Origin of the sequence: Tenacibaculum profundi (assembly GCF_052050075.1) — a bacterium.
In the GTDB taxonomy this organism is placed as follows: domain Bacteria; phylum Bacteroidota; class Bacteroidia; order Flavobacteriales; family Flavobacteriaceae; genus Polaribacter.
This window is the reverse complement of sequence record NZ_CP197225.1, coordinates 3,366,023-3,380,477: the sequence shown is the minus strand read 5'-3', so window position 1 is coordinate 3,380,477 and position 14,455 is coordinate 3,366,023. Positions and strand designations below refer to the sequence as shown.

Sequence of the window (14,455 nt, the reverse complement as noted above, 5' to 3'; positions counted from 1 at the left end):
TTTATTCTGAAAATTTGTCAGATCATTAAGAATAAAATTAGTCAAAATAATTAGTAACTTTGAATTAACTCATACACTTTAAAATGAATCAACCCCTAGCTGAAAGAATACGACCAAAATCTTTACAAGATTATATAAGTCAACAGCATTTAGTTGGCCCCAATGGTATTTTAACGAATCACATTAAACAAGGTATTATTCCTTCCTTAATTTTATGGGGTCCTCCAGGAATTGGTAAAACAACATTGGCAAATATTATTGCTAAAGAGTCTGAACGTCCATTTTTTACACTCAGCGCTATTAGTTCAGGTGTAAAAGATGTAAGAGAAGTTATTGAAAAAGCTAAAAAAAGCAATGGTTTATTTACACAAAAAAACCCGATACTTTTTATTGATGAAATTCACCGTTTTAGTAAATCGCAACAAGACTCACTTCTCGGAGCTGTTGAAAGAGGCTGGATTACATTAATCGGTGCAACAACCGAAAACCCAAGCTTTGAAGTCATTCCCGCCCTATTATCTAGATGCCAAGTTTATATTCTGAACTCATTTGACAAAAATGACCTAATTATGTTATTGAATAGAGCACTAGAAAAAGATGAAATCATATCAAAGAAAACAATTGTACTAAAAGAAACGGAAGCTTTGTTGAGAGTATCAGGAGGGGATGCCAGAAAACTATTAAATACCTTTGATTTACTCGTTGGTGCAGAGGATGAGATTACCATAACAAATGAACTTGTTTTAAAGAAGATTCAAAAATCACCAGCAAGATATGATAAAACAGGGGAGCAACATTATGATATTATTTCTGCCTTTATAAAATCAATAAGGGGAAGTGATCCAAACGCAGCTGTATATTGGTTAGCTAGAATGCTTGAGGGAGGAGAAGACGTCAAATTTATTGCTAGAAGACTATTAATTCTCGCTTCTGAAGATATCGGTAATGCAAACCCAACGGCTTTGATATTAGCTAATAATACATTTCAAGCTGTATCAGTAATAGGAAACCCTGAATCTAGAATTATACTGAGTCAATGTACCGTATATTTAGCTAATTCGGCAAAAAGTAATTCTTCATACACAGCTATTAATGATGCTCAACAATTGGTTAAAGCATCTGGCGACCTATCTGTTCCATTACACTTGAGAAATGCTCCAACTAAATTAATGAGTGATTTAAACTACGGTAAAGATTACTTATATGCCCACAACCATCCTGAAAACTTTATAGAACAAGAATTTATGCCAGAAGAAATAAAAAACACGAAGTTGTATGAGCCAAGTAATAATGCACGTGAGACTCAGTTTAGAAATACTTTAAAAAAACGTTGGAAAGACAAATATGATTATTAGGGATTTCACTAAATAAATTTATTTTTAGAATTTTATATTAAATTGCTTTATTATTTTTTGATCCCCTTCATAATATTCTATTTTCCAATAGTCTTTTTCTCTATAAACAATTCCTGTTTTATTCTTCAGTATAAAGACATTATTTTTTTCTGTTTTCAATATCACAAAAACCTTTTTAGGTTGATCATCAATTAACTGATAACCTTTACTTAGCGGCTGTGCATAGAGCAACGGAAAAGAATTATTATTCACACTATATTTTTCTGCAGTATTCTTTGGAATATTACTGAATGATTTTTCTGTATTATTTTCTAACTCTTTATTTTCTGAAACTGAATACTTATATCCTAAACTCTTTAATGACAAAAAGGCTTTCCTTATCGATTCATGATATGCTTTTTTGTACTCTTTTATCTTACTTTTACCTGTAACAGAAGTAAATACAACCTTATTATAACAATCTCTTAGCTCAACGAAACTTTTAGTCGTAAACATACTCGAGGCGTCTTTTACAACTCCTGTCAAAGCAAGACATCTATTTTTATTTAAGTCTCCAGGTAATTTATCACTATCTAAATAAGCTTTAAAACCATATTTTTCGAATAAAAACTTGGTAAGAGAGCTGGTTTGATATTGATCCTTTTTTTTCAGAAATTCAAATTTACTTGGAACAATGACATATTTATAATTATTAATTTTGCTTTGACCGACTATGCTCAAGGTCATAATACAGAAAACAGTTAAAAAAAGTATCTTTTTTTTCATTTATTCTATTAGTTTTATGAGGTATCCTACTAATTAAAAACTAAGTTTACTCCAAATTGCATTGAAGCTGTATTTGTATTAGCTAAATTCTGCCATCCAAATATATTTCCAAATATACTATAAATATTAACTTTACCTAGTTTAGCAGAAATACCCGCACTAATATTAGTGTACGAAAAATCGTCAACAGTATACGTTATCTTTCCCTTTAAAGAACTCAAAAGTCTTATTTCATAAAAACCTGTAAACGCAAATTTTGGTCCTGTGGGTCTAAAAACAGAAAATAATTGAACCCCTACTCCATTATCAAAGTAATCATAGTAACTTGTATCCACACAACTCTCTTCCTTTCTTCTTTTACCCCAAGAATGTTTTACCGAAGAGTTGAATTTAATTGGTCTTATCACAGAATAAACCTCTCTATGCTCCTCTGATGGTAGTTTAGATTTAAAATCATTCTTAATATCTTCCCAATAATTACTTGTACTTCCATCATATTGAAATTCTATTCCTGAAATAGAATAAGTACCGTTAATCCGCACATTTCTATTATCTTCAGAATATTCAATAAAACCAATATCAAGAAGGCTTGCCGTTATTTCTGTATTCATATTTACATTATAAGAGAAACCTATATCTATACCCACTCCTAAGTTACCGCCAAAAAAGGAACGCCCTAATAATACATTAGGTTTAATAGTTTGATTATTTTTATCATATATACCTGAACTATACGCTGCAATATTGATATCATTTAAAAAATGTCTGTAAATATTATCTTCACCTAACCTTGTTGTAAAAGTTCCTGTATTATTAGATGTCGTTAAGTTTGCTATTCCTGAATAAACCTTAAAACGAGTTCCTAGATTTAGTTTTTCGTTGATTTTTTTCGAAACACCAAAATGTAAAACACCAAAAGCTTCGGCTTTAAAATTTCCTTGTGAAAAAGAAAATTGTTTGTTTACATAAACCCCATTCCCCTCATTTAACAAAGTAAGAACATCTTTTGGTACATTTCCAAAAATATCTATTTCTGTGTAAAAACCAGCAGATATAAAATACTGATGATCTAATCTGTAGCCAATATTTATTATTTCAGTTTGAGAATTAATCTGTAAATAATCATTACTAGTTATTCTATCTAAAGTGTTTCTCAATTTAATATTTATGTCTTCCCCATCAGCACTAAAAAGATCTGCTACTGTCAATTCTGACATTCCTGCTTCTAAAGAAATTCCAGACAGCAACGGAATACCTATTGAATACCTGTAATCAACTTCACCGCCCGGATTTAATAACAATGTTTGAGGGATATGATCAAATCCATAGAGTACTTGCCGATTTTGGCTGTATATTGAATTAAAAATAACTAGCATAAATAATGCTATTGAAGCGCTTAACTTTTTCATGAATTTATTTCGAAATAAAGAGTTCCTGCTGATTTAAAAATTAAATTTTTATTTTTATTAATGTCGATTATTGAACCGTCAGCGCTTGGCAACAACTCTATAACCACTTCTATTTTGGTAGCCCCTAAAATAGGATCACCCGCTGTTAAAGATATCTCTTCCTTAACCTTGTATTTTTGAACATTTTCGTTAATTATAATATCGGGAACTCTATAAACCTCTTCATTCATTTCGTTTCGAAATCTGAAACTTAATTTAAATACTCTATTAAACGGATTTGTTAATTCGAAATTAAGATCTATTTTTTTTATTTGATCAGCTACGGAGTTTGTAAATAATTCTAATTTTGTAACATCGGATATTTGATTAATTTCAACACCTGAAGGAGTTACAAGCGAGGTCTGGGGTAATTTAGAATAGATAAGAGATACATTATAAACAGGCGTTAATACTATTTTATCTGCTTGATTAAAATCTAAATCTTCAACACAAGAAAAAAAAATAAAAAAACAGAGCGCATATTTCATAACTTTTGATCGCATACTTTACAATTTTAAACTTTCTTTTTCAAAACAAAAAAAACACAAACAACTACCTATCAATTTGTTAAAATTTTTCATTTGTTTAAAGTTACTAATTTTTTACAAATATTTTTTTAATTCTTTCAACGTTTTTATATTTAAGAAATCACTTGAATTGTTATTGTCTTCTTTGGTCAAATGGATTGCTTTCATTCCTATTTGAATTGCTCCATGCACATCAGCTTCCAAGCTATCTCCAATCATAACTGATTCTGCTGGACTAGCAAATGCTCTTTCCATAGCATGTTCGAAAACCTTAGGGTTGGGTTTTTTTACTCCCACACACTCCGATGTCACAATGATTTCAAAATATCGCAACAAATTTGACTTTTCAAGTTTCTTTTTCTGTACCTCTTCAAATCCATTTGTTATGATATGGAGTTTATATTTTAATTTAAGATATTCTAAAACTTCAATGGTTCCTTCAAGAAGGTTATTATAGTTTGGTAAATAATCAATATAATCTCGTGCTATAAGATTTATTAAATTATCTGAAATTTTATAGGCTAACGTATCAAATGTTTCTCTTAATCTTTTGTAACGTAATTCTTCTTTACTAATTTTATTATCTCTGTATAACCTCCAATATCTCATATTTATTGGCGAATAAATTTTAAAAAACTCCGAAAAATTGATGGCAATATTTTGTTCCTTAAAAATCTGTTTAAATGTAAGCTCTGAGTTGGTTTCGAAATCCCATAGGGTGTGGTCTAAATCAAAAAAAAGGTGTTTCGTATTCATCATAGGTCGAATTTAAATATTTTATCATCTAAAAAGCTATTTTATTTTAAATTTATTTAAAACTTTGATAAATAAAAAAAAACATATCTTATTCATTTGCAGCTGGTATCCATCAAGAGTATTACCGAATAACGGAGACTTTATCATGCGGCATGCAGAAGCTGTCGCTCGATATAATAGGGTCTCTATTTTACATATAATCACAGATAATCTTTCTGAAAAAAAAATTGAAATTAATTACCAGAATATTAATAATGTTAACACCTATATTGCTTATGTAAAAAGAATTAAAAACCTAATTTTTAAAGGAGTCCTTTTTTTAAAAGCTTTTAGGACTATTTTGAAGCAAATAGGAGACTTTGATATTGTTCATGTTAACCGAATTTATCCTCTAGGGATTTTTGCTGTTTATCTCAAAACAGTAAAGAAAAAACCATATATAATTTCTGAGCATTGGACAGGCTATCACACTCCTTTAAATAGTAAGATAGGTTTTGGTGAATATTTAATTTCAAAACTTATAGTTCAAAAATCTAGCTATGTATGCCCTGTTTCTAATAACCTAAGAGATGCAATGATTTCATTTGGTTTATTTGGTAATTATAAACCAATTCCTAATGTTGTTGACTGTGAAGTTTTTAAACCACACAAACAAAAAAATGAAATATTCACCATTATTCATGTATCTAACATGAAAGATACACAAAAAAATATTTCGGGGATTTTAAATGCTGTGAAAGAATTTTCTTTGGTTACTGATAACTTTAAACTTTTATTAATTGGTGAAGGATCTGAGAAATATAAAAAAAAAGTAAACCAGCTTAAAATACATAACAAAGTACAATTTTTCGAACATATTTCTCATAAAGATGTAGCCTCAAAAATGAGTAAGGCACATGTATTTCTCTTATTTAGTAACTATGAAAATTTACCTTGTGTAATTTTAGAAAGCTTCTCTTGTGGAACTCCTGTAATTAGTACCAATGTCGGTGGAATACCCGAGTATTTCCCTAAGAATTTTGGTTTTTTAATTGATAAAAACAATAAACTGGCTCTAAAAAACGCTTTAATAGAAATTTATAAAACTAGCTTTATCAATACTAATGAAATGCACAACTATGCACTAAAACACTTTGGCAAAAAAAATATAGCCTTTAAGTTTCAATCACTTTATGAAAAGTTAATAAATGAGTGATCTCAAGGATTATATTTATGATTTTCTAGGCAGATCTGGAGCTTATGTCCTGCTTGCAACAGTTATTTCAAGAGTCCTTTCATTTACAACATCTTTGGTCACCATAAAATTGATTCCAAATAAAGAGCTTGGCGAAGTGTTATATGCGTGGAATATCATTTTATTTCTTTTTCCATTTATCGGTTTAGGCCTTCATCAAAGCTATATCAGATACGGGGCATTATTAAAAAGCATATCAAATAAAAATATTCTATTTGACTATGTCATTAAAAAAGGTATTATTATTTGTTTCTGGCTGACTATTTTAGTGAATCTTTTAGGCATTGCTTTTCCTTTTAATTTTAAATATACTGGAACGTATATATGTTTCATGTCTTTATTATTTATTCCAAATTTCTTAATTGAAATGGTGAAAGCTAAGTTTCGTTTAAACTTCGAGAATAAATCATACGCCATTATTGACATTAAACTTAATATATTACTTGTATTACTCGTTAGTTTATTTAGTTATTTTTTTAAAGAGATTGGGTATATTATTGCATTAATTTCTGCCCCCACAATAGTCTTGCTATTTCATATTGATTCTTTTCTTAATATTCGTCTTAGAAATCGACCTCCCTATCCATTAATCGATCACAATTTTTGGAAATTTGGTATATTCACTAGCCTTTCAAATGTAGTAACCACTTTCTTGTTTTCTATTGATATTTTAAGCATTGGATATTTTATGGAATTATCAGAGAAAATTACAGCCTTAAAATACATTACTCTTATTCCTTATAGTCTATTTTTTTTACCTCGGGTATTTATGGCAACAGACTTTGTTAGTGTCACAGAAAATATTGAAAACAAAAAATATGTATGTAATTACATAAGAAATTACATACAACTCTTTTCAATAATTAGCATTGTTTTTCTTGGTATTGTTGCTTACTTTGGCTCTTATATATTAGCTTTTTTTGATACTTCTTTCATCATTTACAGGGAGACTCTTTTCATCATATCTTTTGGCGCAGCGGGTGTTTTGATATTAAGAGGGCTTTTTGGCAATCTGCTTTCCTCTATAGGGAAAGCTACAAGCAATTACCTAATATTAATGACTGCTATTTTTATCAACATCGTATCCAACTATTTATTAATACCAAAGTTAGGTATAAAGGGAGCGGCTATTACATCAGCTATACTTTTATGGCTTACAGGTTTGGCTTCCTGTTTTGCTTTTTTTTATCATTATAAAAAATACACTAACGCTTAAATAGCTTAACAAAAAAGGGTAAATTATTGTATTTTATAAAAACATACTTTTCATCAATACCTCCAAAACTCTTATAGTACCTAGCTATTTTTTTCATAGAAGACCCCCCAAAATCAAAAACTTCGAAATGCTTTTGATACTTATATATCGCACGGTCATTCATAAAAGTATTAGCTCCATTTTTTCTATTATTAAAGTCAGATGCACAAACTAACTCAGTAACCCTATTTTTCTGTTTTAAAAAAAAAGCTCCGGAAACTAGATGATTGTCTTTATCATAAATCGTTAATAACTCCCCTACCCTTTTTTCTAAACAATTATTTATTAATTCTTGTAAATTTTTATAATCACTCTCTTTTACTTTACGAATTCGTTTTCCTATATTTTTTTTAAATAACTCAATAAAACCACCTGGAGTATCTTCCCATCTTTCTGTTAGATCTAATTTTATTGCTCGTTGCAATTCTCTTTTTCTATTTCTATTATAAGTAGCCCTTATTTCTCCATACTCTTTATTGAGTGATATAATTTGGGTCGTTTTTTCTATTTGAAATTTCTTAAACATACTGAATGAATTTTTAGTATTCATGCGCAGCTCTACAAATTTAAAATCCCCAAGTAGTTCAATCAAAAATTCATTTTCATCCTCGTAATTCTTAGAATAAATACCTAAATATATCATCCAAAAAGGAGGGTAAACATATTTAATAAATACTTTTTTCCTCCAGGGAACTGGCATTACCGCATCATAATCGTTAAGAATATACGCTCCCCATTGATCGCAAATAGTGTTTAAATACCATGAAAATCCAAAAACATTAAATTGAATAGATTGTTGAATACAATCATCGTATTTTTTCAAATCTAAATCTTCTCTTTCTAAATAATTTATCATTCGCTTTTTACAATTTTCAACATAGAATCATACAACCTACTCCACCCTCTCCATCTTTGATAATTACTTAAACTTTCATTATGAAATAGAGTAATAAAATAACCGTTTACTTTTTTTACTTCCTTTTTTAAATCACTTATTTTTCCTAATGCTCTTTTCGGAGTAAGTTTCATATAATCATTAAGTGTAGTATCCATTACGGCAAATGGAAAAATTTTTAAGGGCGTTTGAATTTCAAAATCTATATCATAAAAATAAAAAGGAGTGCAGGTACTTGCTCTAAAACCTGCCTTACTAGCATACCCCATTGAATAGTCTTCTAACACCTCTAAATCAATCAATTTTCGATATGTATCAGGTAATGAAAAACGCAAGTAATGCTGTCGTGATCTAATTACTGGCATGTTTGTTATTGACTCTAGCCTATTCTTCTCTTTTTTTAACATCTCAAAATTCTTCATCGTATAATAAGAAGGATGTAGCCCAACCCTTGCATAGTCTACCATATCTTTTATAAGCAACTTAAATTTAGGTTTTGCAGCAGAAACATTTGTATCATAAGAAGTATAATTACCTATCAAAAAGAAAAAAATAGTTCTAACATCATGTTTTTTCTTACTGTCAATTATTTTTTGAAAAGTATCAAAAGGATCCTTTTTTAGATTAAAAATAACTGCCAATCGATCCCAAATATTAAAAACTTCTAATTGATAAATATCCTTTAAAAATCCTCCCATTGTTCTTGCAAAACTTTTATATTTATATGCATAAGCATTATCTACATCTATCGTTGATATATACTGAAATACTCTTTCTTTATAGGTATATACTGGATACCTTGCTTTAAGCTCTTTCAAGAATTGATATGCCCAAATATCAACAACAGGTTTTTCTAAAAAATTATTTTTAAACGCAATACTTTCAGAAGCTTTAAACCTTTCATAATTATCTTTAATGTGAGGTAAATATTCTTCATATCTCGATATCAAATAAAAACTAGCTGAAAAAATATCAAACGGTATGTCTGATTTGTCTCCTTGGTAAAAAAAACAAGGAACCCCATCCCATTTCCCAATTGATAACTCAACATCTTTTATCCCTTGCTGAAAAAGTAACTCATGGCTCTTTACAAAAAACTCTTTTCCTAACGGAACTTTTGAATATGAAAATTTCGGTCCGCTATGTGCTACAAATTCTTCGACTTTAGTGGTAAAGCCGATTGGGATTTGAAGAATTCTTGTTAATATATGCTTAAAAACATATCTAATTCTTGGAGTTAATTTATGCGTGTATACTATAAGCATCTTTGTTCAATCATTTAAACAAACTTACAAAATTCCTTCATCTGCGAAACTAAAATATGTTTTTTCACTTACAATAAGATGGTCTAGTAGTCTAATATCTAGTATTTCAGCAGCATTTTTTATTTTTTGCGTCAAATTAATATCTGCGTTGCTTGGTTTCAGTTTTCCTGACGGATGATTATGACACAGAATTATTGCAACTGCACTGAACTCTATCGCTTTTTTAAATATAATACGAACATCTACTAATGTTGCGGTTAGTCCACCTTTGCTTACTTGTTTTTTAGCAATTACTTTATTAGCATTATTGAGGTACAAAACCCAAAATTCTTCATGATGGATATCACTCAATATAGGCTTCATTATAGTCATAGCTTCTGAAGAACTTGTTATTTTTTTTAAACTTGTTTTCCCTTCAAACTGCCTACGTTTTCCTAGTTCTAAAGCTGCCATAATCGTAATAGCTTTAGCTTCACCTATTCCTCTAAACTCCATAAGCTTTTCTATTGTACTATTGGATAACTTTACCAAGCTTGTATTGACAAATTTCAAAATTCTTTTTGACAATTGTACTGCACTCTCTTCTTTATTTCCTGAGCTTATAAGTATGGCCAAGAGTTCTGCATCAGATAATGATTCTTTTCCTTTTAACAACATTTTTTCACGTGGTCTATCGTCTATAGCCCAAGCTTTAATAGATAACTTTTCCATTTTTTGTATTAATTTTTGTTTTAAATATAAACCATTTTTTGCACAGACAAACATAGCAGCGTATCTTTGCATGATATCTTTTTTTTATTTTGATATGAAAATAATCATAGCCGGAGCCGGAGACGTAGGCTTTCATTTGGCTAAACTATTGTCCTACGAATCTCAGGATACATACATCATAGATTATGATGGGGACAAATTAAATTATATAAATAATCACCTAGATGTTATTGCAAAAAAAGGAGATGCCACTTCCATTAAGCTTCTAAAAGAAATTGGAATTGATAGTGCAGATTTACTTTTGGCAGTTACAGAGAGTCAAAACACCAATTTTACGATTTCTGTTATTGGTAAATCACTAGGTGCTAAAAAAACCATTGCTAGAATAAGTAATCCTGAATTTTTAAGTAATAAAACTGTTGATTTTAAAAAGTTTGGTGTTGATTTCATGATTTCTCCTGAAGATCTTGCTGCCAAAGAAATTAAACAGTTATTAAATCAATCTTCTTTTAACGATACAGTAGCCTTTGAAAACGGTGTCTTCAACGTAATGGGAACTATGCTCGGTTACAAATCTCCGATACTAGACCTAACTGTAAAAGAGGCTAAAGATAAATTTTGTTTGGTTGACTTTATAACTATTGCTATTAAAAGAGAAGGCGTTAGTCAAACAATTATCCCTAGAGGAGATACTACTTACAAATTAAATGATCAAGTTTATTTTTCTGTTCCAAATTACAGTATTGATAAACTCTATGGAATTATCGGAAAAGAACACATTGATATAAAAAATGTTATGATTCTCGGGGGTAGTAGGGTTGGAAGAAAAACAGCAAGAAAGCTTTGTAAGGATGATTTCAAGGTGAAGCTTGTAGAAAAAAATAAAGATAAAGCCTTTGCGTTAGCTGAAGAACTTCGTAACACTTTAGTTATTTATGGTGATGGTAGGGACTTAGAACTTTTAGAAGAGGAAAATATTAGAGAAATGGATGCTTTTGTAGCGGTTACAGGGGATTCTGAAACGAATATAATGTCTTGTTTAGTTGCTAAATCAAAAGGCGTAAAAAAAACGGTAGCGCTTGTTGAAAATATGGATTATATAAATATATCTCAAACAATAGGTATTGACACATTAATTAACAAAAAATTGATCGCCGCAAGTAATATTTTTCGTCACATTCGTAAAGGAGAGATTTTAGCCTTAGCAAACCTTCACAATGTTGACGCTGAAGTGTTTGAGTTTGAAGTTCAACCCAATGCTAAAGTAACAAAGAAAATCATCAAAGAATTAAGATTCCCAAGAGAAGCTATTATTGGAGGTGTTATAAGAGACGGTAAAGCTCTGATGTCTTTTGGTGATTTCCAATTACAAAGTGGAGATAAGGCTATTGTCTTCTGTTTACCAGAATCAATAACAATTGTGGAAGATTTATTTAACTAGATGGAAAATCTAAATATTAAAATCATTTATCGATTTCTAGGTATTACTGCTATTTTAAACGGTTTGTTTATGTGGATGGCAGTACCTTTTAGCTTATATTTCAAAGAAGATCAAGCTTTCGGTATTTTAAATGCTGGAATTATCACCATAACCATCGGTTCCCTTTTGTTTTTTTTTAATAAACCGAATTCTAAAAATATTCAAGCTAAAGAAGGCTACCTTATTGTTACTTTAGGTTGGCTAATGCTAACTTCCACAGGTATGCTTCCGTACCTACTTACAGGGGCAATTTCTTCTATTACAGACGCATTTTTTGAGACGATTTCTGGTTATTCAACTACTGGATCATCCATATTAACAGATATTGAATCCATGCCAAAAGGAATACTCTTTTGGCGAAGCGCAACTCATTGGATTGGAGGAATGGGAATTATTGTTTTGACAATTGCTATTTTGCCATTGTTAGGAATTGGAGGTATGCAGCTTTTTATGGCTGAGGCCCCTGGTCCTTCAGCAGATAAACTGCATCCAAGAATAACGGATACGGCAAAGCGATTATGGCTTATCTATGTTTTGTTAACAACTGCAGAATTTTTATTGCTAAAAGTTGCTGGTATGACCTGGTTTGATGCAATAAACCATTCAATGGCAACCGTAAGTACGGGGGGCTTTTCTACTAAAAATGCAAGCATAGCCCATTGGAATAACACACCTATAATTCAATACATTATCATTTTTTTTATGTTCATAGCAGGTACAAATTTTGTATTAACTTATTATGCACTTAAAGGAGAAATTAATAAAGTTCTGAGAAACGAAGAATTTAAATATTATTTATTCAGTATTTTAGGTATTTCATTAATCGTTGTTTTTGCAATTATTTTCTTTAATGATCCTAATCTAATAACCACTATAGAGCATCCAATGCCTTTTGGTCCAATTGAAAGTGCTATAAGACATTCATTATTTTCCATTATCTCAGTGGTAACTACTACAGGCTTTGTTTCTGCTGATTTTACAATGTGGAATTTTTTTGTTACAGGAATATTTTTTGCCTTATTTTTTGTTGGTGGTTCTGCTGGATCAACTTCTGGAGGAATTAAAATTGTTCGTCATATTGTAATGCTAAAGAATAGTTTTTTAGAATTTAAAAAGTCTTTACATCCAAATGCCATAATACCCGTGCGATATGATGGAAAAGCGGTAAATCAATCCATTGTATTTAATATCCTTTCTTTTTTTATTTTATACATGCTAATTTTTATAGTAGGAGCAGTTATTTTAGCATTCCTAGGATTAGATTTAAAATCAGCACTTGGAGCATGTGCTTCTTCTTTAGGAAATATCGGACCTGCGATAGGCAGTGTAAGCCCTGTGGACAACTTTTCTCATTTGTCTATAGGAGCTAAATGGTTTTGCTCTTTTTTAATGCTTATTGGTCGTTTAGAATTGTTTACTGTTCTTATCTTACTTACACCTTTTTTCTGGCAAAAAAATTAATTATCCAACCAATTAACTTACTTGTATTTATAAATTAATAAAATTCAAAAACATCAAAGTTTTCAAATTAAACAAACATTTTAGTAGTATTTATTAAATACTTCAATAACCTTTTTTGGCGGAAATATAAACACTTACTAATAATAGAATATTCAGTTAAAACGGTAAAGCTTTTATTTTAAGATAACTTTAAACATAAAATGAATTAGCGAAAAGAGAAGCTCAAGATTAATAAATAATCTCAACACTTCTCTTTGATCCCCCTTAAAATATATTTTTTATTGCAAATTTCCTGGCGGATATTTCAACATTATTTCATTTACAAACTCTTTAATTCTAACCTCTCTTTCCTTACTATTTCTCATAATTAAAGCACCTGTACCAACACCTTGCCAAACAAGCTCTTTATTTTTCGCATCTAATAAATCTATAAATAAAGTACCTTCTGTATGTTGAGATACAATTAAAGGATTTGGTGTATAATACCATGGATACCAAAATCCGTTAAACCTATTATCATTTATATTAATTCGTTCTCTTGATTTTGTAAATAAACTAATCAATAAATCAGGAGATGATGATTTAGACATTCCTTTGGCTACTAAATTAGCCTCCACAGCTCTCAAAATCCGTTTTTTATCCAGATCATTAATTGGTGCTTTATCAATACCTTTTTTATAAAAAGCAAATGTTTTATATTTCGTAAAATCAATACTTGTATCGTAATCGGTTGATACTCGTACCGAACTGCATGCTGAAGTAAGCAGGATAGTAAAAAATAATAATAGTAACTTTGATAGTCTCATTTTGATATATTTAAAAGCTTCTTTACACTGCTTACTAGCTTACCTTAAGCACCTAAAAGAAACCAGTTGATTCCCGTTGATCCAATTTGATTATATTTACGTGATATACTTCGTAGTATTTCTATAAAATAACTATCAATTTTAGTGCCAAACAAAATAAATATTAAATTATTTAAACCTTTTCTTTAAAAAGTAAGAATAACATATGAAATCAAATTATAGCTATATAATAATGACTACCTTTGTGTTGTGATAGTTATTTCAAAATACATTATTCCAAAAGGCTTCGCAGGGCTTGCAGTATATCCTTTTATTTTTCTAAAGAAAACTTCACTTAAAAGTGATATTTTCCTAATTAATCATGAAGAAATACACTTAAAACAGCAAAGAGAAACATTCATTTTACTCTTCTTTTTTTTCTATATAATGGAATGGATTATAAAATTGCTGATATATCAAAATACAGCACTTGCCTATAAAAATATAAGTTTTGAAAA

13 protein-coding genes are annotated in these 14,455 nt (G+C 29.8%); 5 read left to right on the top strand and 8 right to left on the bottom strand.

Features of this window, described 5'->3' with window-relative positions; all coding sequences use genetic code 11:
* Positions 1-83: 83 nt before the first annotated feature.
* A complete protein-coding gene (locus ACSIGE_RS13670; RefSeq protein ID WP_440880431.1) occupies positions 84-1,355 on the top strand; it encodes a replication-associated recombination protein A in 1,272 nt (423 codons plus the stop codon).
* Between the two features lie 24 nt (positions 1,356-1,379).
* On the opposite strand, the gene ACSIGE_RS13665 is transcribed toward ACSIGE_RS13670, so the two are convergent.
* The 4 genes from ACSIGE_RS13665 to ACSIGE_RS13650 all read right to left on the bottom strand — a co-directional run bounded on the left by ACSIGE_RS13665 (position 1,380) and on the right by ACSIGE_RS13650 (position 4,851).
* The gene (locus tag ACSIGE_RS13665) at positions 1,380-2,081 is read right to left on the bottom strand and encodes a hypothetical protein (RefSeq protein ID WP_440880430.1); all 702 of its coding nucleotides are present in this window, start codon (positions 2,079-2,081) and stop codon (positions 1,380-1,382) included.
* 68 nt (positions 2,082-2,149) lie between these two features.
* On the bottom strand, positions 2,150-3,529 hold the full coding sequence (locus tag ACSIGE_RS13660) for a DUF5723 family protein (RefSeq protein ID WP_440880429.1): 1,380 nt from the start codon (positions 3,527-3,529) through the stop codon (positions 2,150-2,152).
* Positions 3,526-4,071: a hypothetical protein gene (locus tag ACSIGE_RS13655; RefSeq protein ID WP_440880428.1), complete on the bottom strand. Its 546-nt coding sequence runs from the start codon at positions 4,069-4,071 to the stop codon at positions 3,526-3,528. Before ACSIGE_RS13655 ends, ACSIGE_RS13660 begins: the two co-directional genes overlap by 4 nt.
* A 99-nt stretch (positions 4,072-4,170) precedes the next feature.
* On the bottom strand, positions 4,171-4,851 hold the full coding sequence (locus ACSIGE_RS13650) for a YjjG family noncanonical pyrimidine nucleotidase (protein ID WP_440880427.1): 681 nt from the start codon (positions 4,849-4,851) through the stop codon (positions 4,171-4,173).
* Between the two features lie 64 nt (positions 4,852-4,915).
* On the opposite strand from ACSIGE_RS13650, the gene ACSIGE_RS13645 reads away from it, so the two are divergent.
* Both ACSIGE_RS13645 and ACSIGE_RS13640 read left to right on the top strand, forming a co-directional pair.
* Complete coding sequence (locus ACSIGE_RS13645; RefSeq protein WP_440880426.1) at positions 4,916-6,046, top strand: glycosyltransferase family 4 protein; 1,131 nt, start codon at positions 4,916-4,918, stop codon at positions 6,044-6,046.
* Entirely contained in the window at positions 6,039-7,301 is a 1,263-nt protein-coding gene (locus ACSIGE_RS13640) for a hypothetical protein (protein ID WP_440880425.1), read from the top strand. The genes ACSIGE_RS13645 and ACSIGE_RS13640 overlap by 8 nt, the downstream gene beginning before the upstream one ends.
* Here ACSIGE_RS13640 and ACSIGE_RS13635 read toward each other — a convergent pair.
* The 3 genes from ACSIGE_RS13635 to radC are packed head-to-tail and all read right to left on the bottom strand — an operon-like array spanning position 7,291 to position 10,211.
* Positions 7,291-8,196, bottom strand: coding sequence for a hypothetical protein (locus ACSIGE_RS13635; RefSeq protein WP_440880424.1), 906 nt, complete (start codon positions 8,194-8,196; stop codon positions 7,291-7,293). The two genes, ACSIGE_RS13640 and ACSIGE_RS13635, sit on opposite strands and share 11 nt — an antisense overlap.
* Complete coding sequence (locus tag ACSIGE_RS13630; protein ID WP_440880423.1) at positions 8,193-9,500, bottom strand: DUF7033 domain-containing protein; 1,308 nt, start codon at positions 9,498-9,500, stop codon at positions 8,193-8,195. Before ACSIGE_RS13630 ends, ACSIGE_RS13635 begins: the two co-directional genes overlap by 4 nt.
* A 24-nt stretch (positions 9,501-9,524) precedes the next feature.
* Positions 9,525-10,211 (bottom strand): RadC family protein, encoded by a 687-nt coding sequence (radC, locus tag ACSIGE_RS13625; RefSeq protein WP_440882221.1) that lies wholly within the window; start codon positions 10,209-10,211, stop codon positions 9,525-9,527.
* Positions 10,212-10,305: 94 nt separating this feature from the next.
* Here radC and trkA point away from each other — a divergent pair, with 94 nt between their 5' ends.
* Both trkA and ACSIGE_RS13615 read left to right on the top strand, forming a co-directional pair.
* The gene (trkA, locus tag ACSIGE_RS13620) at positions 10,306-11,652 is read left to right on the top strand and encodes a Trk system potassium transporter TrkA (RefSeq protein ID WP_440880422.1); all 1,347 of its coding nucleotides are present in this window, start codon (positions 10,306-10,308) and stop codon (positions 11,650-11,652) included.
* A complete protein-coding gene (locus ACSIGE_RS13615) occupies positions 11,653-13,152 on the top strand; it encodes a TrkH family potassium uptake protein (protein WP_440880421.1) in 1,500 nt (499 codons plus the stop codon).
* 278 nt (positions 13,153-13,430) lie between these two features.
* On the opposite strand, the gene ACSIGE_RS13610 is transcribed toward ACSIGE_RS13615, so the two are convergent.
* Positions 13,431-13,958, bottom strand: coding sequence for a DUF4136 domain-containing protein (locus ACSIGE_RS13610; RefSeq protein ID WP_440880420.1), 528 nt, complete (start codon positions 13,956-13,958; stop codon positions 13,431-13,433).
* Positions 13,959-14,455 lie beyond the last annotated feature (497 nt).